This is a genomic window from Clostridium sp. YIM B02500, assembly GCF_022324665.1.
In the GTDB taxonomy this organism is placed as follows: domain Bacteria; phylum Bacillota; class Clostridia; order Clostridiales; family Clostridiaceae; genus Clostridium; species Clostridium beijerinckii.
Window position 1 is genome coordinate 38,562 of the sequence record NZ_JAKGTE010000019.1, and the last position, 24,191, is coordinate 62,752.

A 24,191-nucleotide genomic window follows, 5' to 3' on the forward strand; every position below is an offset into this window, starting at 1 on the left:
AATGTTCTTAATAAAAAATAAGAACTCTATAATTAGAAAGTTACTTATTCCAATGGTAATTGTTGTATTAGCACAAGTAGTGCTTTTTGTAAGTGTGGTTCTATTGAGTGGAATTGTTGGGATTCTTAAAAATAATTCATTTAATTTGTTAAACCAGAAAATTCAATCAAGAGGTAGTTACATTCAAAATGAGATGATTCAACATTGGAGTAATGTTAGTGAATCTGAAAGCTTGATTAATGCTAATATTTTGCACAAGCTTCATAGTAAGGGGATTACGGTAAAGGATTTGGACAGCAACACACAATTCACTAAAGAGTTATTGGAAGATGTTTCGAGTAATTTGATATTTATGCTCAGAAAGAATTATGTAACTGGAGCATTTTTAATACTTGATAATAATTCTGAAGAAAAAGTAGGATTATATTTTAGAGATTTAGATCCTAATTCAAATCCAAGTGATAAATCAGATTTATTGATGGAAAGAGGTCCTGCTTCCATTGCACAAAATTTGGGGATTCCTTTAGATACATGGTGGAATAACAGGTTTATATTTAATCAGAATAAGAATTCATCTCCAGAAGAATTTTTTTCAAAGCCTATCAACGCAGCTGTAGATAATAAAGGATTATCTTATAAGGATTTAGGATATTGGAGTAAACCATTTTCATTAAGTGATAAAGATATACAAATTGTTACTTATTCAGTTCCGTTGTTAGATGAAAATGGCAAACCATACGGAGTTCTTGGAATTGCTATTTCATTAAATTATTTAAATTCATTACTTTCATATGATGAAATAGACTCTAATGGGAGAGGTGTTTATCTAGTAGGCGTTGACGATAACAAGAATATGAACTTTGAAAAGATTACAACAACAGGACCATTAGCAGGAAAAATACTTGGAGAAGAAAAAAATATTCAGTTTAATAAAAAAGAAATATATGATTCAATATATGAGATAAAAGAACCAGATTCAAAAAATATAGCTTATGCATCAACAAAATATATTAATTTATATAATACAAATACACCATTTGAAAAAGATACTTGGGCAATTATTGGAATAATAGAAAAGGATAATCTTCTATATTATTCAGAGAGATTTGAAAGGCTTCTATCGGTATCATTAATTATTTCGACTCTGGGGGGAATAATAGTAATTGTTATTGTAGGTGAAAGGGTTACGAAGCCAATAAGAAATTTAGCTCAGGATGTTAGAGAAAGTAATCCTAGTAAACCAATAGAACTTGGGAAAATAAGTATCTCAGAAATCGATGAGTTGTCATCAGCAATAATGACGTTAAGTTCTAACGTGGCAGACTCTGCTTCGAAAATGTCTCAAATTATAAAATTATTCAATATGCCCATAGGCGCTTTTGAATATAAAATAGGACATGAAGTAGTGCTATGTACAGACACATTTTTTGATGTAATAGGAATTGAAAAATCAAAGCGATTTGATTCATACGTAGATAAAAGATATTTTAGTAAAATTATAAAGAAGATAACAGAGGAGAAAGAAAGTTTTCAAGAAGAAACTTATAGGATTAAAGGAGCGAATAAAGAAACTAAGTGGATTAAGTTAAAAATTTTAGAGGAAGAGTCTAGAACTCTAGGAGTAGTAAGTGATATTACACAAGAAATTTTAGAAAAGCAAAAAATAGAGTATGAAAGAGATTATGATATACTTACTAATATGTTAAATAGAAGAGCATTTCATAATACAGTAAAAGAAATATTAGAAAGCGAGGATCTTAAAGTAGGAGCATTTATAATGTGGGATTTAGATAACTTGAAATATGTAAATGATACTTATGGACATGATTATGGAGATGAATACATAAGAAAAGCATCCGAAATATTAAAGGAATTTGAGAAATATGGAGGAGTTGTTGGAAGAAGATCAGGGGATGAATTCTATACATTTTTATACGGATATGAAGATAAGTACGAAATTAGAAAAATTGTAAAAAGTATTCATTCTGGTATCGAGAATTCAGTACTTAAGTTACCTAATAATAGAGAATTGAAAGTTAGAATATCAACAGGGATAGCATGGTATCCACATGATGCTATAACTTTTAAGGATTTAGCTAAATATTCAGATTTCGCAATGTATAAAATTAAGAAAACAGTAAAAGGAAATATAAGTGAGTTTAACAAAGAAGAATATACTGAGGATTCTTTCTTGTTCAGCAGTCAAGAAGATTTAAATAAATTACTTGATGAAAAACTTATTAAGTATGCATTTCAGCCAATAATAGATGCAAGAACAGGAAAAATATTTGCGTATGAAGCTCTTATGCGTTCACAGTTAGAGTCCCTTAAAAATCCGCTTCATATAATAAAGCTTGCAACTGCTGATTCACGATTATATGAAATAGAGAAAATTACATTTTTTAAAGCTCTTGAGAGCTTTGTAAGGAATAAAGAGGAATTCAAGGATGCTAAACTTTTTATAAATTCTTTGCCAAACTATGTCTTATCATATGAGGATAGGAAGAGGTTTGAAGAATTGTATGGAGAACATCTTGAAAGATTAGTAATAGAACTACTTGAAAATGAACGCTCTAATGGAGATAACATTTCTATAAAAAGAAAAGTAATTGAAAAGTGGAATGCCAAACTTGCTATTGATGATTTTGGCTCAGGATATAATAATGAAGCAGTATTGTTAGCAATTACACCAGATTATGTTAAAATAGATATGGAAATTGTAAGAGGAATTGATAAAGATTTAAATAGGCAGCAGATTTCAAAAAACCTCATATCTTATGCTAAACAAAGAAAAATTAAAGTTGTAGCTGAAGGGGTTGAAACAAGAGAAGAATTAACGAAACTTATAGAATTTGGAGTTGACTATCTCCAAGGATATTATTTTAGCAAACCAGAATTTACTCCACCTGAGATAAGTAAAGACTCAGTTATGGATATTCTGGAAATCAATAAAGAATTTAACACAAAATAAAACCAAGTCATATTTTGGGGGATAGATACTAATGGAAAAAGAAGTAGGCGCTAAAGTTGTTAATGGGAAAATAATAATAGCTGATGGGATAAATGGGGAAATTATAACTATAAAAGCTAAAGAAAATGTAAATCTATTTATTAATGATGTAGAATGTGAAAAGTTTAAACCATATGAAGTAAGTTCAAAAGATAAGATTACTTATAATTGCGAGACAACTCCTGCAAAGAGAGAAGTAAATATAACTATATCTGAAGATAAAATGAAAGCTTATATGACAGTGGAGTATATACCTAAGACTGAATACAAAATAAAGGACAGGGAATTTTACATAAATTTAGCTGTATCTACTGAAGTTCTGTTGAAAGAAGAACCTGAATACTTTACTGTTCAAGAGTTATATAAAAAACTAAAAGAAAAAGGAATAGTTTTTGGAATAAAGGAAGAATCTTTAGAATTGATCTTAAAAGGGTGCTCGAGTGAAGTTTTGGTCGCAGAAGGATTGGAGCCAGTTAAGGATACACCGAGTGAGGTAAAGTTGTTTTTTACACCAACTCAAATGGTTTTTCCAGAACCAGATTCTAATGAGAAAGTAGACTTTAAAAATTTATTTAGAATTTCCAATGTTAATGCTGGAGATAAAATCGCAGAAATAATCCCTGAGATTCCAGGAAAGAATGGAATGAATATTTTTGGTAAAGTTATAGAGCGCGAATATATTAGAAGCTTACCAATTGATGCATCAAAAGGATGTAAGATTGAAAATAATCATATTATATCTCTTATTGATGGAAAAGCACATATTGCTAATAGAAGTGTAAGCGTAAATCCTATTTACACCGTGGAATCAGTAAATATGGAAACTTGCAACATTAAATTTTATGGAGATGTAGAAGTTTATGATAGCGTACAGGATAATATGTTTGTTAGCGCTGGAGGTTCATTAGATGTAAGTCAAAATGTTAATATGGCTAATGTTGTTACAGGTGGAGAAATAACAATCTTAGGAAACACAATTAATTCAAAGATATTATCAGGACAAGTAGATATAAGAAAAAAAGAATATTCAGATGTACTTACTGAATTTAAAAATATTTTAGTTAGTATGATAGAGTATATTAACGGATTGAATCTACAAAATTTTGAAAGAAAAGATTTTGTAAAGACACTGACTGAGAAGAATTTTGGGAATTTTCAAAAAGTAGCATTAAATATAATTTCTTTAAATATAAAAAATAAAACAAAACGCAGCAAACTTGTAGATTTTATAAAAGGAAAGATATTAGGACTTAATATCTTGGAAATAAAGTCAATTTATGATCTAAAAACTTTACTTAACATATTGGATAATGAAATAGATTATTATGATAAGAATATAATAGTCCCCCTAGATATTCGGATTGGTTATTGTCAAGAATGCGAGATAAAATCTACAGGAAATATTATCATAGGTGGTAAAGGTGAATATACTTCAAAGTTAACTGCAATGAAGGATATAATTTTTACAAGATCTGATTCGGTGGCCAGAGGAGGAGTTTTATCTGCCGGTCAAAATATAAGTTTAGGAGTAGTAGGGAGCAGAGCATATATACCTACAACGTTAATGGTACCACAGTATGGGAGAATAACTGCTGCTAAAGCATATGCAAACACAGTATTTTGTTTTGGTAGGACAAAGGTTACATTGGATGAAGATCTGAAAAATATTAATGTGTATTTTAATAGTGAGAAAAGGGCAATTGAATTTGGTAAAACGGCACTGTAAAACTATCTACTCTAAAAATATAAAAAATATAGGGTATGATGGTTCGAGAAAATATGTTTGTTTTAAAAGAATTTTTGGAGAAAATTAAAGAATTATAAAAATAATAAGTAAGTATTTGTCTAAAAAATATATATGTGATATAATAAGTCAACAGTTCATACAAAAGACTCGTATATTTCCGATATTATGGTTGGAAAGTCTCTACCTGCTATCCGTAAATTAGCAGACTACGAGGTAGTGTTTTAGTGCTAAGTATTATTATATTCGCATATAAATACAACACCTCAGCTTTAAGATGGGGTGTTGTATTTTTTTGAAAACTTTTCTGAATATATGTATAAAGAATTTGCGTGTCTATGTATGATTAAATTTTACATAGGGAGATTGAAAGAAAATGGAATTAAGTAACAAAGAGATTTTAATCGAAGATTTGGACTGTAAAAATGAAGAAATTAGCGAGCTTCTTTATGGAGTTGAAGACAAGCCTAATTTATCTACACAAATTTTGCTAGGATTTCAGCACATATTTGCTGCGTTTGGAGGAATTATAGTAGTTCCATTAGTTATTTCTAGTGCATTAGGTTTTGATATAGTTACATCAACAGCACTTATGAGTGCAACTATATTGTCAGCTGGGATAGCAACTTTTATTCAATCGAAAGGTATTGGTCCTGTTGGTGCAAGAGTTGCATGTATAATGGGAACAGATTTTACATTTGTAGCACCATCAATTGCAATTGGGAGTATTTACGGACTTCCAGGAATATTAGGTGGGACAATACTTGGGTCATTAGTCGGAATAGGTTTAAGCTTTGTAATACGACCTATGATGAAATTATTTCCACCACTTGTTACAGGAACAGTGATAACATTGATAGGACTAACTCTATTACCTGTATCGATGGATTGGGCTGCTGGTGGTAGTGGTTCGCCTAATTATGGAAACTTAACTAATATTTCAATTGCTATGATTGTAATGATTATAACTTTATTGTTAAACAGATATGGAAAGGGATTAGTAAGCAGTGCCTCAATATTAATTGGAATGGCAATTGGATACATTGTTTGTATTCCTCTTGGAATGGTTGATTTTTCATCAGTAAGTTCAGCAAGTTTTATATCATTTCCAAAGATATTTGAGCATGGAGTTAACTTTGATCCTAAATTAGTACTTCCATTTATTCCTGCTTATTTTGTTACAACAATTGGAACAGTAGGATGTTTAAAAGCTATCGGAGAAGTTTCGAAGGTTGAAATGGACGATAAGAGAATTGGAGCAGGAGTATTATCTGATGGACTTGGAAGCATGCTTGCAGGTATTCTTGGAACTTTCCCTAATACATGTTTCAGTCAAAATGTAGGTTTAATTCCGTTAACAAAAGTAGCAAGTAAATATGTGGCTATGATGGCTGGGATAATACTCGTAATACTAGGGTTTTTACCAAAATTTGCAGCACTAATAAATATAATGCCTCAACCAGTTTTGGGTGGAGTAGGTATTGTAATGTTTGGTACAGTTGCGGCATCGGGTATTAAGACTTTAAGCAGAGTAGAATTAAATAACCGTAATTTATTAATAATAGCAACAGCAATTGGACTTGGTGTTGGAATTACATTCCGTCCTGATTTTATAAGTCAATTACCAGAAGGTCTTAAAATGATTTTCTCATCAGGTATTTCGACTGGAACTATTGCAGCGCTAATATTAAATTTATTATTAAAACAAGAAAAGAGTGGAGTAGAATAGAATGGAAAGCTTACATAAAAGAATTTTAGAAGAAGGACAAGCATTGTCAGAAAATGTACTGAAAGTTGATTCATTTTTAAATCATCAAGTGGATCCGGAATTAATGTACGAAATGGGTACATACTTTAAAAATTACTTTGAGAATCATAAAATAACAAAGGTGTTTACAATTGAAAGTTCTGGTATAGCACCTGCTGTGATGACTGCAATGCAAATGAATTTGCCTATGGTTACTCTAAAAAAGCAAAACTCAAAAATACTGAATGGTGATGTTTATCAAACAACTGTACATTCATTTACTAAAAGTTTAGATTATGAGTTGACATTATCTAAAAAATATATAAATGATGAAGATAATATATTAGTTATAGATGATTTTTTAGCAAATGGCGAAGCGGCACTTGGGGCTGCACGTTTGATAGAAGAAGCTGGAGCAAAAGTTGCAGGAATAGGAATAGTAATAGAAAAGTCATTCCAAAAAGGAGCTCAAATGCTTAAGGACAAAGGATATGATGTATACTCTTTGGCAAGAATAGCGAAACTATCAAAAGGTATAATAGAATTTGTTAAATAAAGTATTTTTATTACAAAGTAAAAATTAAATTATATTTATTAGCATTTTAACGAGTGTCTAATAAAGATCTTATAAATTAGAGTTGTTCAATTTTGCATAATACAAGCAAAGTTGAACAACTTTTAATATTTTACAGAACATTTAAATTATCTAATAGTTATTAAAAAGTTATATAAAAATTATTTTTTATATAACTTTTTTTCAATGGAATTCATTTTTTTGTGTTTAATATACACAAGATATAAAATAAAATACTTTATCAGGATAAAGGGAGTATAATACTTTCTTAAATCAATTATTGATTTATGTCATTCTAAAAAGTAAAATAGATATATAATTAATTTCCAATATATGAAATTCTTTATTGGAAAGCTATATAAAATAAAAAGGAGACAAAGATATGAAAGCTTATGAACGTTTATTAAAATACGTTAAGGTATATACTACCTCAGATGAATCTTCAGAAACACATCCAACAACTAAAAGACAATTTGATTTAGCTAATATATTAGTTGAAGAAATGAAGGAAATTGGACTTCAAGATTGTAAAGTTGATGAACATTGTTATGTATATGGAGTTATTCCTGCAACAAAAGGATATGAAGATAAGGCAAGTATGGGGCTTATAGCTCATATGGATACAGCACCAGCGGCTAATGGAAAAAATGTAAAACCACAAATCATAGAAAATTATGATGGCGGCGATATTATTTTAAAAGGAAATAATAGCATTTTGTCACCTAAAAAGTTTCCACATTTAAAAAACTTAAGAGGTAAGACTATAATTACTACAGATGGAACATCATTGCTTGGAGCTGATGATAAAGCAGGTATTGCAGAAATACTTACTGCATGTGAAACTATAATAAATGAAAATATTCCTCATGGGAAAATATGTGTCGGATTTACTCCAGATGAAGAAGTTGGACTTGGAGCGCATTTATTTGATGTAAAAAATTTCGGGGCAGATTTTGCATACACAATTGATGGAGGCGAGGAAGGTGAAATTTCATATGAGAATTTCAATGCTGCAGCAGCAGAAGTGAATATTCATGGGGTATCAGTTCATCCAGGGTCTGCAAAGAATACAATGATTAATGCAACAAATGTAGCTATTGAATTTAATTCTATGCTGCCATCATGTGAAAGACCTGAGCATACAGAAGGATATGAAGGTTTTTATTATTTAGATAGTTTTAATGGAAATACTGAACATGCATCACTAAAGTATATTTTGAGAGATCATAATAAGGAAAAGTTTGAAAATAGAAAATCAACAATGCAATTAATAGAAAAATTATTGAATGAAAAATATGGTGAAGGAACAGTTAGGGTTACATTAAAAGATCAATATAAAAATATGGTTGAACTTATAAAACCTTGTATGCATTTAATAGATAACGCTACAGATGCTATGAAAGATTTAGGTGTTGCTCCAATAATAGAACCTATTAGAGGAGGTACTGATGGTGCTACTTTAAGTTATATGGGACTTCCATGTCCTAACCTTGGAACAGGAGGCCATGCTTTCCACGGTGAATTTGAACATATTGCAGTTGAGAGTATGGACATTTGCACTGAAATTATAATAGAAATTCTAAAGAGATATGCAAATCAATAAATGAGAATATTTAATTTGAAATAATTCTTTTGGATTAAATTACAAGTGAAAATATGAGATTATAAAAAATGAATTATTAAATTAAATATTATACCTCAGGTTTTTAATTACATTAAGAGCCTGAGGTATTATTATATTATTTTATAAAATGCAGAAAATATATAAGTTCTTACTAATGAATACTTTTTTAATGGAAGATGTATTTAAATGAAACTTTTTAAAAAGTCGAGAATTTAAGAATAAAGGAATATAAGAATTTAAATTTTTAACAATAAAAAAACTTAGAAAGTTAATAATTTATAGGGAACATAAGGGTTTGTAGAGTATATAGAAATCACCATAAATAATAGATTTAAGTTATTATGCTTAGAATAGTATAAAAATTACTAATATAGCTTGTTCGAGCTATTCTATTTATTTCTATTAGATAGGTAGTTCTTGTGAATAGCATTAAAGAAAAAGTCGGTAATTTCTTCATTAATTTTATCATTAGAATTATTATGGACTTGATTATTTTTCTTTTTTAAACAAGGAGTATGTTCATTAAATTTTTGCTTTTTAGCTGAATCGAATTTTATTATTTTTGAATTGCTCATTATAATATCATCTCCGTTCTTTATTATAGAATGTCTTTCGCCATTTATATATTTTACATACATTAATTCCATGAACGCACCGCCTTATACTTATTAATTAAAATAAAAGTATTAAATAAATTTACTGATAACTAAATATATGAGTCTAGCTTATGAAATATTACATAATAATATTAAAGTAATTTTTATCACCGATATGAGTTATGGTATAATTTTCATGTAATCTTATAAAGGAATAAATATATTTAATCATAGTTATATTATTAATAAGAAATATTTTTGCAGTTAAATATTATATTAGTATATGGAGTGGGATAAATGAAAAATAATGCAGCACAAAGAGAATTTAAAAAGTATAAGGGTCAGATAAATCAAATAGAAGAAATAGTTGAGCATTCAAAGCCAGGAGCATTATTAGAGCATGAGAGTTCAATAAGAAAGAAACTTAGACATCTTAAGGAATTAGAAAATCAGAGTTTAAGAGATTTTAATGAGGTTTATGAGAGATATGAAGAGCTATTAGAAACTGTTTCAAAGAAAATGCTTGATTACTATAATAAAAATAATAATACAAGTTTTGATTTTTATGAAGTAGTGCGTGGAAATTATAATAGTTTTTTAAATCAAGGACTAATGACAATATTAACAAAACAACATATTCCCAAATTAGTTGCAAAAGAATTTGAAGAAAATTTCCCAAGTAATCCTAAAGATGAGTATCGTCAAGCAAGAAGTATGAAAAGAAAGTTCTACATACATTTAGGCGATACAAATACAGGTAAAACTTATAATGCTTTAGAACGTCTTAAAAGTGCAAAAAAAGGTGTTTATTTATCACCACTTAGAATTCTAGCTTTAGAAAATTTTGAAAAGTTAAATAGAGAAGGAGTAATTTGTGATCTTTTAACTGGTGAAGAGGAAATAATAAATGTAGGATCTACTCACACATCATGTACAATAGAGAAAGTTAATTTAAAAGAACATTATGATATAGCTGTAATTGATGAGATTCAGATGATAAGTGATCCTTTTCGTGGAATGGCATGGAGTAAAGCTCTACTAGGGCTTCAATGTGATGAAATACATATATGTGGAGCTGCTAATGCTAAATATATATTAGAAACAATTATAAGTGATTGTAAAGATGAATATGAAATAAGAGAATATACAAGAGCTATACCATTAGAAGTTGAATATAAGAATTTTAGTTATAATGATGTTCAGGAAGGTGATGCTGTTGTAGTCTTTTCTAAAAAAAGAGTATTAGAAATAGCAGAGGAATATTCAAGTAGAAACATCAAGGCAAGTATAATTTATGGTGATTTACCACCTGAAGTTAGGAAAATGCAATACGAACAGTTCATTAATAAAGAAACAAAGATTCTTGTGACTACTGACGCAATAGGAATGGGAGTCAATCTTCCTATTCGAAGAATTATATTTATGAGTATAAGGAAATTTGACGGAGAAGAAGTAAGAGAGCTAACTTCGCAGGAAATAAAGCAAGTAGGAGGGCGTGCTGGTAGGCTTGGTATTTATGACGTTGGGTATATTGCCAGTGTTGGCGGCAATGCAGATATAATTAAATCTAAATTAGAAACAGAAGACGAGGTTATAAAACAAGCTGTTATAGGACCATCAGAAGCAATACTTAAGATTAGAAGTCTGCCTTTAAATGAAAAATTAGCCCTTTGGAGTACAAGAACAGAAAAATTAGATTATTATACTAAGATGGATGTAAGTGAATATATTTTGATCTTGGATAGGCTAAGGAAATACAAGCTTAATGAAGAAATTCAATGGGATTTACTGAAAGTTCCATTTGATGTGTCTAGAGATGAACTTATGAATGCATTTTTAAATTATGTAGATGAACTATTTGTGAATAAACAGAAAGAATTATTTAAACCCCAAAACTTTAATGGTGGTTTGGATGATTTAGAAATTTATTATCAGAAGATAAACATGTATTACTCATTTTCTAAAATATTTAATTTAAAACTAGACGTTCAATGGGTTTATGATGAGAGATTAAAAGTAAGTGAAGAAATAAATGATATATTATTAAGACTTTAATAATATCAATAATTAATGATGTAATAGGTAATAATAAATTGAGTATTAAGCTTACTTAAATTTGTTATTACCTATTATTTCGTAAAAACACATTTCAAAATAAACATTATAAAATTAGCAACCTAAGAAAGATTTAAAATTAGTAACAAAATATGATAAGGGACAATAATATGAGATTGAAAACATAGAGTAATAATGTTAATAGATAAATTTGTCCTATTTCAATTTTTCATGAAATATTGGAGGTAGCTGATTGAGTAATAATATTATCGAAATGAATAAAATTACTAAAAGTTTTTTTATAGGGAAAGAAAATCAATTAGATATACTTAAGGATATTGATATTAATGTACAAAAAGGTGAATTTATAGCCATTGTTGGCTCATCTGGATCTGGAAAGAGTACATTAATGAATATTATAGGAGTACTTGATAGACAAACATCAGGTCAGTATGTTCTTGATGAAATAGATGTTAGTAAAGTAAGCGATAATAAATTAGCAGAGATTAGGAATAAGAAAATTGGATTTGTATTTCAGACTTCTAATTTAATAGCTAGAACAAATTCTATCCAAAATGTAGAGCTGCCAATGCTATACTATGGAATGGATAGAAGAACAAGAATTAATAGAGCAAAAGAACTATTGGAGTTAGTTGGAATGGGAGATAGGTTAACTCACCTGCCTAGTGAGCTGTCAGGAGGGCAGAAGCAAAGAGTTGCTATTGCTCGTGCATTAGCAAATGATCCAGATATTATACTTGCTGATGAACCAACAGGAGCGCTTGATTCAGAAACAGGAAGAATAGTCATGAATTTATTTCATAAAATACATGAAAAGCAAGGAAAGACTATAGTGCTAATTACGCATGATAATAATTTAGCAAGTGAAACCCAAAGGATATTAACTATAAAAGATGGAAAAATTATTGGGGAAAAGCATCTTTGTTAAAAAATATAAACTCAAATTATTTATTGATATTCCATATTAAATAATTCCGTATTATTGTAATAGTATAGCACATTTATGAAATGTTGTTCACAAATACCAATAACATCGCTAAAGTAATATACGAATTTGAAAATTTATCTCAATGATTATATTAAAATGGAATTTTATAAGGAATTGAAAAGGTTAACTTTAAAATTATCATAAAATTTTCTTGAAAATTGTAATAATATATTTATATATATCCAATTTTGAGGTATACTTTAATTGTTTGAGTTTTTTTATAATAATAAGCCGATTTACAAAATAATTTAAAAAGGGGAACGCAAATGAGTGAATTAAATCATGAACTTGGAATTATAGCATTAGAAAGTTGTTCAGAATTAGGAAATGCTATAGACAAGTATATCCAAAAAAACAGAAATTGTACTGAGTCATTCTTAGTGCCACTTGATGAAATACGATTTTCTAATGGAGAAGGAAAAGTAAAAATTTCTGAATCTATCAGAGGAAAGGATATTTATATTTTATGTGATGTTGGAAACTATAGCTGTACATATAAGATGTTTGGGATTGAAAATCACAAGGGTCCTGATGAACATTTTCAAGATATAAAGAGAACTGTTGCAGCAATTAGAGGTAAGGCAGCAAGAATAACTGTAATTATGCCTCTTTTATACGAATCAAGACAACATAGACGTAAAGGTAGAGAATCTTTGGATTGTGCTTTAGCACTTCAAGAACTTGAAAGATTAGGTGTTGATGAAATTATCACTTTTGATGTACATGACCCTAATATTCAAAATGCTATTCCTTTACTATCTTTTGAAAATGTATATCCAACATATGATATTGTAAAGGGAATCTTATCAAATGAGAAATCATTAGAATTAGATAAAGAAAAGCTACTTGTAATAAGTCCTGATACCGGAGCGATGGATAGGGCTATATATTACTCAAGTGCTTTAGGAGTAGATGTTGGCTTATTCTACAAGAGAAGAGATCATTCTACAATTGTTAATGGAAAAAATCCTATTGTTCAACATGAATATATGGGAAGAGCTGTTGAAGACAAAGATGTATTAATAGTTGATGATATGATAGCATCAGGAGAGTCTGTTCTTGATATAGCTAAGGAATTAAAGAAAAGAAATGTTAAGAATATATATGTTGCAGCAACTTTTGCTTTCTTTACAGAAGGCGTTGAAAAGTTTAATAAGGCTCATGAGGAAGGTTTATTAGCAAGAATATATTCTACTAATTTAACATATATACCAGAAGAGTTAAAAGACTCAGCTTGGTTTAAGAGCGTTGATATGTCAGAGCTTTGTGCTAGAATTATCAATAGATTAAATTATGGAAGATCAATTGCTAAATACATGGATGCGACAAGAATAATACATAGCTTATTAAATAAGTAATTACTTTATATCTATATTTATAAGAAAAGAGCTACTTAGGTTTTTAAATGAAATAACAATTTCATTTAAGTAATTAAGTAGCTCTTTTTAATAGTTATAGTAGTGAAAGTAAATTTATATAATAAAGCAGTGTACATACTACAATAATGTTAATTATAAAAATGTTCTTCTTGATGCTATTAATCTAAGCTCAGTAGCATCTGTTATATCATAATTATATTCACTACCTTTAGAATGTGCTGAATTTTTATTGTAAATATATTCTGAATTACTGAAAAGTGAATTTAAAACAGACTTACATAGTTTAAATGCATAATTTAGAATTTTAGATATACCTTTTGAAACCTTATTAAGGGAAATATTTTTATTAGTTGTATAGGTTACCAATTTAAAATTAGATTTATTAATAGCTTTACCGTTCATAATAATCCCTCCAGTTTAAAAAATAATTTGTACTTTTTAATGATATTTAATTTTTTATTACTTCTATACTAATAATATAAATCATTTATATAAAAACTGCATCCTCATATAAATTCCCATTTGGTAAAATTGTAGGCAATTTTCTGAAGATATTTATGAAAATAAATTTAATATTATCTTTATAGTAATAAAGGTTTGGTAAATGTTAATAATTAATAAATTTAATACAAATTTCTTCTGAAATGGATTAAAAATTTAATATATTTTAGTAACAATACAGTAATAAAAGTTATGATTAGTTAATATATATAATGTGAAAGAGAATTAAGTAAAATAACTTTTTATAAAACTATATAATATCAAGTGAAACTTGATTCAGGTGGGGAAATGCCCGGCTAAATCGTAGTTTAACTTATCTAGGTCTACCCAAAGTTTCCACCTGCTTAAAAAGTGATGACAAATGTGACTAGACATCAGATAAATTATGTTGTTATTGTTAGTTAAGAATATTCATATATTAAGATTTTGTTTTTAGAATGTTGAGATTTATATTTAGTAGATGCCAGGGGAGGATAAGATGAAAATTAGGTGTAAATTTGCGTTAATAGTAGCTTTACTATTTTTTATGACAATGATGAGTAATGAATTGCCAGCTTTTGCAGAACCTGAACTATCACTCGAACAAGCTATACAAAACATTCAAGAATGTGATAGCAAAATTGATAATAATATAGACAAGCTAAATAAGATTAAAGAAGAAGTTTCTCAAAAGGAAAAGCAAATAAAGGATAATGAAGAACAATTAAAGATAGCTAAGGAAGATGTAGAAGAGAAAGATAAGAAATTAGCCGATAGATTAAAAGGTATACAGTTAAATGGAGGTGTTGAATCAACAACGCTTCAATACTTAGATGCTTTAATTTCTTCGGGAAATGTTTTAGAAGCAATGAATAAGGCATCATTAATATATAAAATATGTGAAAATGATAAAAATATGATTTTACAAGCAAAAGAGTCCGAAAAAAGGATCATAGAAGTAAATGAAGAGATAGAAAAAGGAAAAGCTGATTTGCAAAAAAATGAAAACGATATTAGAAATCAAGTTGTAGAATTAGAGGATCAAAAAGATAAACTATTAAAATATATTAAAGATAATAATATATTATTGAGCAGGAATACAGGCATAACTGTTCCGGTTACATTATCATCTGATATTACTGGTCAGAAAAGGTCTCTAATAGAAGAAGCTGAAAAATATTTGAAAGTTCCTTATTTATGGGGAGGAGAGTCACCATCAGGCTTTGATTGCTCGGGGTTGATTCAATATGTATTTAAGTCGCAAGGGATATATATACCTAGAATATCACAGGACCAGCAGCGTTTTGCGAAAACAATTAGCATATCTGAAATTAAACCAGGAGATTTGGTATTTAATAAACCATCAGAATCTACACACGTAGGGATGTATATAGGGGATGATATGTATATTCAAGCGCCTCGAACTGGAGATGTTGTTAAAATAAGCAGATTAAGTAGGTCCAATATGAAATATGTTGGAAGAGTATTAGATTAGAGTCATATTAAAAATTACAGCACATAAGGTACTTAAAATATTAATAGCGGCCTTATGTACTGATGTTAAAAATATTTAATCATATATATCAGAAAACTCTATTTTTATTCTTTGAATATTACTTTCTTTTGCTAAATCCTCATCTGAAGTAACATTTTCGCTTTCTGGCAAAGCTTTAACGGGAAGCTCTATTATAAACTCACTGCCTTTGCCATATTCACTATTGATTTTAATTGTACCATTGTGAAGTTCAACAAGAGATTTTACGAGAGAAAGTCCTATGCCACTTCCTTCTCTTTTTCGCGAAAGTGATTTATCTACTTGAACAAATCTCTTGAAAATGGATAATTGTTTATCTTTAGGGATTCCAACACCAGTATCTCTTACAGAGACTATAATGCTTGAATCTTTATCTAGTATATTTACAAATATGCTTCCTCCAGAAGAAGTAAATTTTATGGCATTTGAAAGAAGATTAAGCATTATTCTTTCGATTTTATCCGCATCGCAAGCCATTAGCTTTTCTTCAACGTTTGTATCAAAAATAATGTCTAAACCTTTGTTTTTAGCATAATCAGTTACAGATAAAGTTATATCTTCTATAGTGGATATGATATTTTCATTTTTTAAGCTGAGTTTAAAGTATTCAGCATCAATTTTAGTAATATCTATTAAATTATTTACTAGCCTTAATAACCTATAGCAGTTTTGTTTCATAATATTATAGTATTTGCTTATTTTGTCTTTACTATCTGTATTAGTTTTGTTTGCTCCAATTAAATTTAGAAGCTGCAGTGTGCTAAGCATTACGTTTAGTGGGGTTCTAAATTCATGAGATAAATTTGCAAAAAATTCTGTTTTAAGTTTATCATATTCTGCAGCTTTATCTAATAACCGACTTTGCTCTTGTATTTTTAATCTAAGATTTTCAGATTTTTTATGTTCCGAAATATCTCGGATAACACTTAATATACATGGGTTGCCTTCATATTCAATAGCTCCGGAGTATATATTTACTGGAATAACATTTCCATCGAATTGAATCATTTTTTCTTCGATTATAGGTACTGATATATTATGCTTAAGCACTTTTTCAAATCTATTAAGTATAATATCGCGATAATCCTTATGAACAATGCCAATTTCAAATAAGTCTCTACCTAGAATGTTTTTAAAATTATCAATGTTTAGTAATTTTTCCACGCCTTTATTTACAAAAAGAATTTTATAATTTGTGTCTAAAATAAAAACTCCCTCATAAATACTGTCTAATATGTATAAGAGTTGCCCCTTTTTCTTTTCAATTAACTTATAAGTGTCTTTTAGTTTTTTATATTTCTCTTCTCTGAGAATTTTTATATTACTAATTTTTTTCTTATTTTTTAATTCAAGTTTCCAATCAAGCATAATCTTTTCAATAAACATATGAAAAAAATCTAAACCGACAAAAAAAGAATCGTAAGGTAAATTTAAGTTGTTAGCTAGTATTTGAATTTCTTTTGTGCTGTCCTCATAAATTCCTGTATCTAATAGGAGAAGCTTATTGGGTTTTTTATCTAAAATAAATGAGGTATTATCTTTATCCATGTTTTTAAGCCAGCCTGATGTTATAACATATGAATTTGTATCTAAAAGATTATTAACTACATCTTTATTAATAAATAAGTTAAGACAGTGTTCCATTTTATATAGTGTGCATTTTTCTTTGTTATTAATAAAATCTTCTAAGTTAGAGCTGCAACAATTATTTTCAATAATAACAAAAATTTTATTACACATTTTTTCACATAAATTAATAGCCTCTATTAAACAGTGATTTTTTGTGTTTGTTGCTTTTGAACATGTGGATGTAAATGGTATAATCATAACATTTTTTATATTATAAGTCTTTACTGCAAATTCAATCTCTTCAATAAAATTTTCACAAATTACTATACCCAAATTAGTTTTCATGTTATCCTCCCATTTTAGCTAAGAGATTAATTTACCTCATAGCTGATTTTTACTAATAGATCATATATTATTCAATAGCGATTTTGTAAGTAAAGGTGACTATTCCATATGTTTAAATAATTAGCTATGTATATAGGCTTGGCTAAGTATATATAAATTTATAATTTATCAGAAATTTGTTTTAACATAAAAAGTTGATTAAACAAATGCATTAATATTATACCCCTTTTTTTTCTAAAATTCTATAAAATTACCCATTTTTACAGTTTATTTGATATTATAAAATGTAGATAGTATCTTGTATTAAGAGCAAGGTAAATTTAAAATGAAGAGATAAAACAATGAAAGATGATACAAATATAATTTTTAATATTATAAAGTTACTGTTTTGCATATACTATGTTTAACTTAGAAGCAATATATAAAATAAGCTGATAAAATTGGAGGAAACAATGAATACAAAAGAGAATTTTTTAAGCAATGTGAAAAGCGGTGAAAGCGTAAAAATATCACTAATGGTCATGAAAATATTATTTAGAGATCCTGCAAAAATAGTTTGCATATTGGCTGATAAAAGTGGAGAAACGAAGGCAAATTTACCCAACAAGAAAGATGATATTACAGATGGAATAGTTTTAGAAGTTGAGGGAATTAAAGATGGAATTCTAGATGTGAAAAAATATGAAATTATTACAAGCTATAGCATTTCAGATTATCTTCCGACAGTAAATAGGCCTATTGATGATATTATGCAGGAAATAGAGCTTTATACAAGTAAGTATATTGTTTCAAAAGAGGCTAAAGCCTTGAACGATTATTTCTTTAAAGACGAAGAGTTTCTAGACAAATTTAAAAGAGGTATAGGCGGAGTATCGATGCATCATAATTACATAGGAGGACTTGCGGAACATACATTAAATGTTATGCATTTAACTTTAATGCTTTGCGAAAGATATGGTTGCAGAAGAACAGAAATTGCCATACTTGCTGCAAAACTGCATGACATAGGGAAGATTTATGAGTTGTCTTATGATGGACCGTTTAAATATACTCTTAGAGGTGAAATGGAAGGGCATATAGTTATTGGTGTTGAAATGATAGATAAGGCAATCATGAAAAATCCTTCATATTATAGTGAAGATTTTATCATGAGAATAAAAGGCTGTGTAGTTCAACATCATGGAAAACTTGAATATGGTTCACCTAGAGAAATGAGAATGGAAGAATCTTTTATAATAAATTATGCAGATTCAATAGATGCAACAATGAATAAAATTTCTCAAATAAAAGATAGAACAGAGCCAGGAAACTGGTCAGAATATGACAGAAGAATTGAAACTAAATTATATTTATAGTTTAAGAAAAGGGACGCGATTATTATATGAATATTTTATTTATGAAAGTCACATTAAGAGCATCGTGGGTTCACTCATTAAAAGAGAAAAGAATGATTGTAAAAAGCGTAACACAAAAATTAAAAAATAAGTTTAACATATCTGTATCTGAGGCTTATGAACAAGATGTTCATAAAACAATAGTTATAGGTATTGCAGGAATATGTTCGAATTCAGCTCAATCCGATTCTACTATGGAGAACATTATAACCTTTATAGAAAATAATACAGATGCAGAAATAATAGATATACAAAGAGAAGATATTAGAGTGTAAAGATAGAGACACATAAATATAAGTGTTTGAGGGATGTGTCATAGAGCAATAATTTTAGATTCTATATATAAAATTACAAATTTAAATCCGATACTTTTTAATAAATTGTGTAATTAGTTCTAAAGAATACCAAGTCAGTATGATAAAATTTTCATACTGACTTGATTATTTAATTAATATATTTTATTAAACTTGTTCTGCAATATAGTAAAGCAATTGCTCAGTAGCAGCCCAACCTAAGCAAGGATCAGTAATTGATTTGCCATAAATGTGTTCATCAATTTTTTGACATCCTTCTTCTATGTAACTTTCGATCATAACACCTTTAACTAATTTTTTTAAATCATTGTTATATCCTCTGCTGTAGAGTATTTCTTTAACTATGCGGGGTTGTTCAGCAAATTTCTTCATAGAGTTAGCATGATTTGCATCGACAATTACTGCTGGATATGGAAAGTTGCATTCTCCATATAATTCAGAAACTCTCATCAAATCTTCGTAGTGATAATTAGGAATATTATTACCATGCTTATTAACTGAACCACGCATAATTGCATGCGCATAAGGATTACCAGTAGTATTTACTTCATTGTGCCTATATAAAAAATTATGTTTTGCATGAGCCGCTTGGATTGAGTTAAACATTACTGATAAGTCTCCGCTTGTTGGATTTTTCATACCAACAGGGACATCAATCCCACTGGCTGTAAGTCTATGCTGTTGATTTTCAACACTTCTTGCTCCAATAGCCACGTAAGTAAGTAAATCATCGCAGTACATATAATTCGAAGGATAAAGCATTTCATCTGCTGGAGTTAACCCAGATTCTTCTATAGCACGAATAAACATCTTTCTGATTGAAATCAATCCTTCAAGAATATTAGGTGATTTTTCAGGATCTGGTTGATGAAACATTCCTTTATATCCTTCACCCGTAGTTCTAGGCTTATTTGTATAAATTCTAGGAACAATAAAAAGCTTATCTTTAACTTTTTCATTTACTTTTGCAAGTCTGTTAACATAATCGCAAACAGAATTTTCATCATCTGCCGAGCAAGGTCCTATTATAACTACAAACTTATCACTATTGCCTGAAAATATTTTCTTGATTTCTTCATCTCTTTCTGCTTTAATCCTTTTTAGATTGTCAGCTAGAGGAGTAATTTCTTTTATTTCCTCTGGAGATGGTATTTTTCTTACATTTACAAAACTCATTGTAAAGCCCCCTTGTATAAAATTATATATCTAAAAATGAATGAAAGAAATATGTTGTATACTATAAATGATATAATGTTATATTATTTTAAAAGAAGTATATATCATTTGAAAAAAAATCAAATTTAGTATATCTATATTACTATATAATTGCTGAAAAATCTAGTAACGTTTAGAATTTATCAAAAATATTTTGAATTTTTTATAAATATGTTAAGAAAATTTACGAAATAGTAATCAAAGTAGATTCTGTCTTTGTTCGATTTACGAACAGAGACAGAAAAGATAAATGGAACATTTTTATTATTTACAATTTAAGTGCTTTTTAGGAATTTATTTCAAGGAAACTGCATATATTTTATAGGTAAAAATATTTGAGAGGTATTTATGTCTATTTATTTTGATTTAAAAACTATTAATGAACTTACAGGAAGCAATTCTTTTAGGCAACCTAAAGAACTTACATTAGATGATTTATCACAATATGATGGAAGAGGAGGAAAACCTGCGTATGTAGCTATAGAAGGTGTCGTTTATGATGTAAGCAATGAATCAAATTGGAGCGGAGGGACACACCATGGTCTTAATGCAGGTCAGGATTTAACAGACCAATTTAATTCTTGTCATGGAATGATGCAAATTCTTAATAATGCACCTAAAGTTGGTATATTAGTAGATGATAATAACATGCGTGACATGAATTTTGATATCAATGAAAATATGAAGAGGCAAGTTAAGCAAAATACATCGAATTTTAGACCAGATGATTGGATTAGATATATTGAGCCAATAGTGAGTTATTCTTTGAATGATACTAGTCAGGGAGCTGGATTACAAGGTGTTGGCGCACGACGCGCATATCAAAAAGCTATTTTACTAGGAGTGCTTGTTGGCTTAGGTAAAACTCCTCAGGAAGCAATTACACAAGTTCAACAGTGGCAGAATACAGGAGCAACCACTTTATTAGGAGGACCAAGTACCGGAGGAACAACAAGCGGTGGCATGGGAACCGGAGGAACAACAAGCGGTGGCATGGGAACCGGAGGAACAACAAGCGGTGGTATAGGAACTGGAGGAACAACAGGCGGCGGCATGGGAACTGGAGGAACAACAAGCGGTGGTATAGGAACCGGAGGCACCACTAGAGGCGAATCAATAGTAAGAAATAGACTTTTTTTTGATTAGATTAGATATTAAAAGCATAAAGGATGTGATATTATTCATATCCTTTTTGAGCAGAAAGATAAGTTTGCCTAATATATTAATTTACAATATAGATTTTATTTATCAATAAGATTATTTATTAAATACAAAATAAAAAGAAGCATTGATTAAATATTAATAGTTTGGGATTAAATTACATTACATTAAGATATAAAATAGGAATATGTTTAACTTATGATAATGTTCCAAGTTATAGAAAATTAGAAATGAAAGTTATCATAAAGTTTATCATACACGGAATATCAAAATTAGAGGTCTGAATCATACTAACATTCTTTCGATTTTGTTTATTAATTCTAAAGGTAAATCACCTCTTAAAGATCTTTCTAGTAAATTGGGATTTTTTATGTCATTTGTTAATAGAAATTTTTCTATTAGCGCTGCTTTTTCTTTTGTGTTAGGATTTAATTGATAAAGTACATACAAATCTTCTAAGGACATTAAGGGGATATCAATCTTATTAATTTCCGTTAATTCTGAGATTGAATCAGAATGAAAAATATATTTGAATGTACCATTGCTGTGATTAATCTTTAATCCGGCTATAATATTAACCTCAGAGCCTTCTATAATAGATTTATGAAAATATTTTGGTGAATATAATTTACTTTCATCGTTTGCTATTTCATTACTCATATCTTTAAACATTTCATCAATTTTTAAAATATCGTTTACATCAACAAAAATAGATATATCATTTAGGTTATTTAAAAGACCAAAGTGACTTAGTAAGACTGATCCCCCAGCACCCCAAACGATATTTAAATCATTAAACTTATTTCCTATATAACTCAAAGCTTTAAGCATTTTTTTCACCTCTTGAATTTATATTAATATAGATTATTGATGTTAATAATATTATTAATATTTTAAAAAATTTTATTCATTAGAGCGCAAAATATAAATAATGACCTATTTAGGGGAATAAGTCATTATTTACACCTTTGTTAGCATTTATATAATTATTAATTATGGGGAGAAATAATAATAATTAAATTACTATCTCAAATATAATATATATCATTATTGTGTCAATAGTATGTCAAATATGAAATAATGTCCAATTTAGAGGCGTGCTAAGTGTTAACTTGAAAGACTTCAAATATATGGTATAGTAGTTTATAGAATATATAAAATTAGTGAGAGTGAGATAAATTATGGAGTGGATTGATGCAGTAAAGGAATACAATCCCTGTAATGAGCAGGAAATGAAGGATAAGGAAATTATATTAAAGTATTCTAAAATATTTGATGATATTTTAACTAGAGATAATGAAATTATACATATGACAAGTTCAGCATTTGTGATTAATAAAGCTAGAAGCAAGGCTTTAATGGTTCATCACAATATATATAATTCATGGGCATGGACTGGTGGCCACGCTGATGGAGAAAAAGATTTGTTGTTTGTTGCAATTAAAGAAGCAGGAGAGGAGACTGGGGTAAAAAAACTAATACCCGTTAATAATGAAATAGCTTCAATAGACATTTTACCTGTTTTTGGGCATATAAAAAAAAGAAAATTTGTTTCTCCACATTTACATGCTTCTCTAGCATATATTATTGAAGCTGATGAAACTGAGGAACTTATTGTTAAGCCAGATGAAAACAGTGCTGTTAAATGGATACCTATTGATGAAATAAATATATTTTCTAATGAACTACACATGAAGAAAGTATATGATAAAATAGTTTCTAAGATAAAGAATTTATAGTTATTGAGATATGCATGGAAATACCTTCAGCGCATAAAATTGATAGGGTAATAATGCTGATAATTATTTACATAATATTTTATTGTAATGAAAAAATAGAATTATGAAGGGGAATCTGATTATAAACTTAATTACAGTAAGTTTGATTATGTAAGGAGAAATAGATATGAGGTATGTAATAGTTTCTGTAGTACACGGTGAAGCAGGAGATTTTAATAATAATTTAAGAAAAGAACTTTTTAGAAATTTTAAAGCAAAATCATCTAAACTTCCCGCACATTTTACAATTAAGGCACCTTTTGAATATGATGATGGAATTACAGATTTAAATAATGTTCTCGATGAATTTATCAAAGTGGAAAAAGCAGAGCCATTTACAATTGATGGATATGATCATTTTGATGATAGGGTAATTTTTATGAAGGTAAATATGTCTAAGGAGGCAAAAGAAGTTCGTGATAGACTAATAGATAAAATGAGTGAGATACCTTATGTTACATTTGATAGAAAAGATGGAAAAAATAAAACTTTTCATGTGACCTTGGCATCAAAGAATTTAAAATCTATTTATGATAAAGTTTGGGATTACATTCATGGATATAATTGTGAGTTTAAGTGTAGCTTCGATAATATAACTATTTATAAATGGGAAGAAGGAACTTGGAAATTATATAAGGAATTTAGATTAAGTTAATTTAACCA

19 protein-coding genes and 1 riboswitch are annotated in these 24,191 nt (G+C 28.6%); of the genes, 14 read left to right on the plus strand and 5 right to left on the minus strand.

The window, feature by feature from the left end; all coding sequences use genetic code 11:
* The first annotated feature begins 1 nt into the window (after position 1).
* The 5 genes from L1S46_RS15935 (at position 2) to pepT (ending at position 8,678) form a co-directional block, all read left to right on the plus strand.
* Positions 2-2,971: an EAL domain-containing protein gene (locus L1S46_RS15935; RefSeq protein WP_238900414.1), complete on the plus strand. Its 2,970-nt coding sequence runs from the start codon at positions 2-4 to the stop codon at positions 2,969-2,971.
* Positions 2,972-3,002: 31 nt separating this feature from the next.
* Positions 3,003-4,736 (plus strand): FapA family protein, encoded by a 1,734-nt coding sequence (locus L1S46_RS15940; RefSeq protein WP_012058639.1) that lies wholly within the window; start codon positions 3,003-3,005, stop codon positions 4,734-4,736.
* A gap of 148 nt (positions 4,737-4,884) precedes the next feature.
* A riboswitch (purine riboswitch) is annotated at positions 4,885-4,986 on the plus strand.
* A 144-nt stretch (positions 4,987-5,130) separates the two neighbouring features.
* Positions 5,131-6,483 carry a nucleobase:cation symporter-2 family protein gene (locus L1S46_RS15945; RefSeq protein ID WP_023976519.1) on the plus strand — a complete coding sequence of 451 codons (1,353 nt, stop codon included), beginning with the start codon at positions 5,131-5,133 and terminating at the stop codon, positions 6,481-6,483.
* Between the two features lies 1 nt (position 6,484).
* Positions 6,485-7,057 (plus strand): xanthine phosphoribosyltransferase, encoded by a 573-nt coding sequence (locus L1S46_RS15950; RefSeq protein WP_012058641.1) that lies wholly within the window; start codon positions 6,485-6,487, stop codon positions 7,055-7,057.
* 400 nt (positions 7,058-7,457) lie between these two features.
* Positions 7,458-8,678: a peptidase T gene (gene pepT / locus L1S46_RS15955; RefSeq protein ID WP_238861459.1), complete on the plus strand. Its 1,221-nt coding sequence runs from the start codon at positions 7,458-7,460 to the stop codon at positions 8,676-8,678.
* Positions 8,679-9,088: 410 nt separating this feature from the next.
* On the opposite strand, the gene L1S46_RS15960 is transcribed toward pepT, so the two are convergent.
* Entirely contained in the window at positions 9,089-9,346 is a 258-nt protein-coding gene (locus tag L1S46_RS15960; RefSeq protein WP_238900415.1) for a hypothetical protein, read from the minus strand.
* A 246-nt stretch (positions 9,347-9,592) separates the two neighbouring features.
* Here L1S46_RS15960 and L1S46_RS15965 point away from each other — a divergent pair, with 246 nt between their 5' ends.
* The 3 genes from L1S46_RS15965 (at position 9,593) to L1S46_RS15975 (ending at position 13,717) form a co-directional block, all read left to right on the plus strand.
* On the plus strand, positions 9,593-11,350 hold the full coding sequence (locus L1S46_RS15965) for a helicase-related protein (RefSeq protein ID WP_012058644.1): 1,758 nt from the start codon (positions 9,593-9,595) through the stop codon (positions 11,348-11,350).
* A gap of 253 nt (positions 11,351-11,603) precedes the next feature.
* Entirely contained in the window at positions 11,604-12,299 is a 696-nt protein-coding gene (locus tag L1S46_RS15970) for an ABC transporter ATP-binding protein (protein WP_023974604.1), read from the plus strand.
* Positions 12,300-12,625: 326 nt separating this feature from the next.
* Positions 12,626-13,717: a ribose-phosphate pyrophosphokinase gene (locus tag L1S46_RS15975; protein ID WP_012058646.1), complete on the plus strand. Its 1,092-nt coding sequence runs from the start codon at positions 12,626-12,628 to the stop codon at positions 13,715-13,717.
* A 153-nt stretch (positions 13,718-13,870) separates the two neighbouring features.
* Here L1S46_RS15975 and L1S46_RS15980 read toward each other — a convergent pair whose 3' ends face one another.
* Positions 13,871-14,140: a hypothetical protein gene (locus L1S46_RS15980; protein WP_012058647.1), complete on the minus strand. Its 270-nt coding sequence runs from the start codon at positions 14,138-14,140 to the stop codon at positions 13,871-13,873.
* A gap of 577 nt (positions 14,141-14,717) precedes the next feature.
* Here L1S46_RS15980 and L1S46_RS15985 point away from each other — a divergent pair.
* Positions 14,718-15,713, plus strand: a complete 996-nt coding sequence (locus L1S46_RS15985; protein WP_012058648.1) for a C40 family peptidase — start codon at positions 14,718-14,720, stop codon at positions 15,711-15,713.
* Positions 15,714-15,788: 75 nt separating this feature from the next.
* On the opposite strand, the gene L1S46_RS15990 is transcribed toward L1S46_RS15985, so the two are convergent.
* On the minus strand, positions 15,789-17,666 hold the full coding sequence (locus tag L1S46_RS15990; RefSeq protein WP_238861460.1) for a PAS domain-containing sensor histidine kinase: 1,878 nt from the start codon (positions 17,664-17,666) through the stop codon (positions 15,789-15,791).
* A gap of 452 nt (positions 17,667-18,118) precedes the next feature.
* Here L1S46_RS15990 and L1S46_RS15995 point away from each other — a divergent pair, with 452 nt between their 5' ends.
* Positions 18,119-19,021, plus strand: coding sequence for a 3'-5' exoribonuclease YhaM family protein (locus L1S46_RS15995; protein WP_012058650.1), 903 nt, complete (start codon positions 18,119-18,121; stop codon positions 19,019-19,021).
* A 26-nt stretch (positions 19,022-19,047) separates the two neighbouring features.
* Complete coding sequence (locus tag L1S46_RS16000; protein WP_012058651.1) at positions 19,048-19,335, plus strand: DUF503 domain-containing protein; 288 nt, start codon at positions 19,048-19,050, stop codon at positions 19,333-19,335.
* Positions 19,336-19,521: 186 nt separating this feature from the next.
* Here L1S46_RS16000 and L1S46_RS16005 read toward each other — a convergent pair whose 3' ends face one another.
* Positions 19,522-20,550 carry a 3-deoxy-7-phosphoheptulonate synthase gene (locus tag L1S46_RS16005; protein ID WP_238861461.1) on the minus strand — a complete coding sequence of 343 codons (1,029 nt, stop codon included), beginning with the start codon at positions 20,548-20,550 and terminating at the stop codon, positions 19,522-19,524.
* A gap of 387 nt (positions 20,551-20,937) precedes the next feature.
* Here L1S46_RS16005 and L1S46_RS16010 point away from each other — a divergent pair, with 387 nt between their 5' ends.
* On the plus strand, positions 20,938-21,735 hold the full coding sequence (locus L1S46_RS16010) for a cytochrome b5 domain-containing protein (protein ID WP_238900416.1): 798 nt from the start codon (positions 20,938-20,940) through the stop codon (positions 21,733-21,735).
* Between the two features lie 300 nt (positions 21,736-22,035).
* Here L1S46_RS16010 and L1S46_RS16015 read toward each other — a convergent pair whose 3' ends face one another.
* Positions 22,036-22,581: a hypothetical protein gene (locus L1S46_RS16015; RefSeq protein WP_238900417.1), complete on the minus strand. Its 546-nt coding sequence runs from the start codon at positions 22,579-22,581 to the stop codon at positions 22,036-22,038.
* 350 nt (positions 22,582-22,931) lie between these two features.
* On the opposite strand from L1S46_RS16015, the gene L1S46_RS16020 reads away from it, so the two are divergent.
* Entirely contained in the window at positions 22,932-23,489 is a 558-nt protein-coding gene (locus L1S46_RS16020) for an NUDIX hydrolase (RefSeq protein ID WP_238900418.1), read from the plus strand.
* A 166-nt stretch (positions 23,490-23,655) separates the two neighbouring features.
* The gene (locus L1S46_RS16025) at positions 23,656-24,183 is read left to right on the plus strand and encodes a 2'-5' RNA ligase family protein (protein ID WP_238900419.1); all 528 of its coding nucleotides are present in this window, start codon (positions 23,656-23,658) and stop codon (positions 24,181-24,183) included.
* The last annotated feature ends 8 nt before the right edge of the window (positions 24,184-24,191 follow it).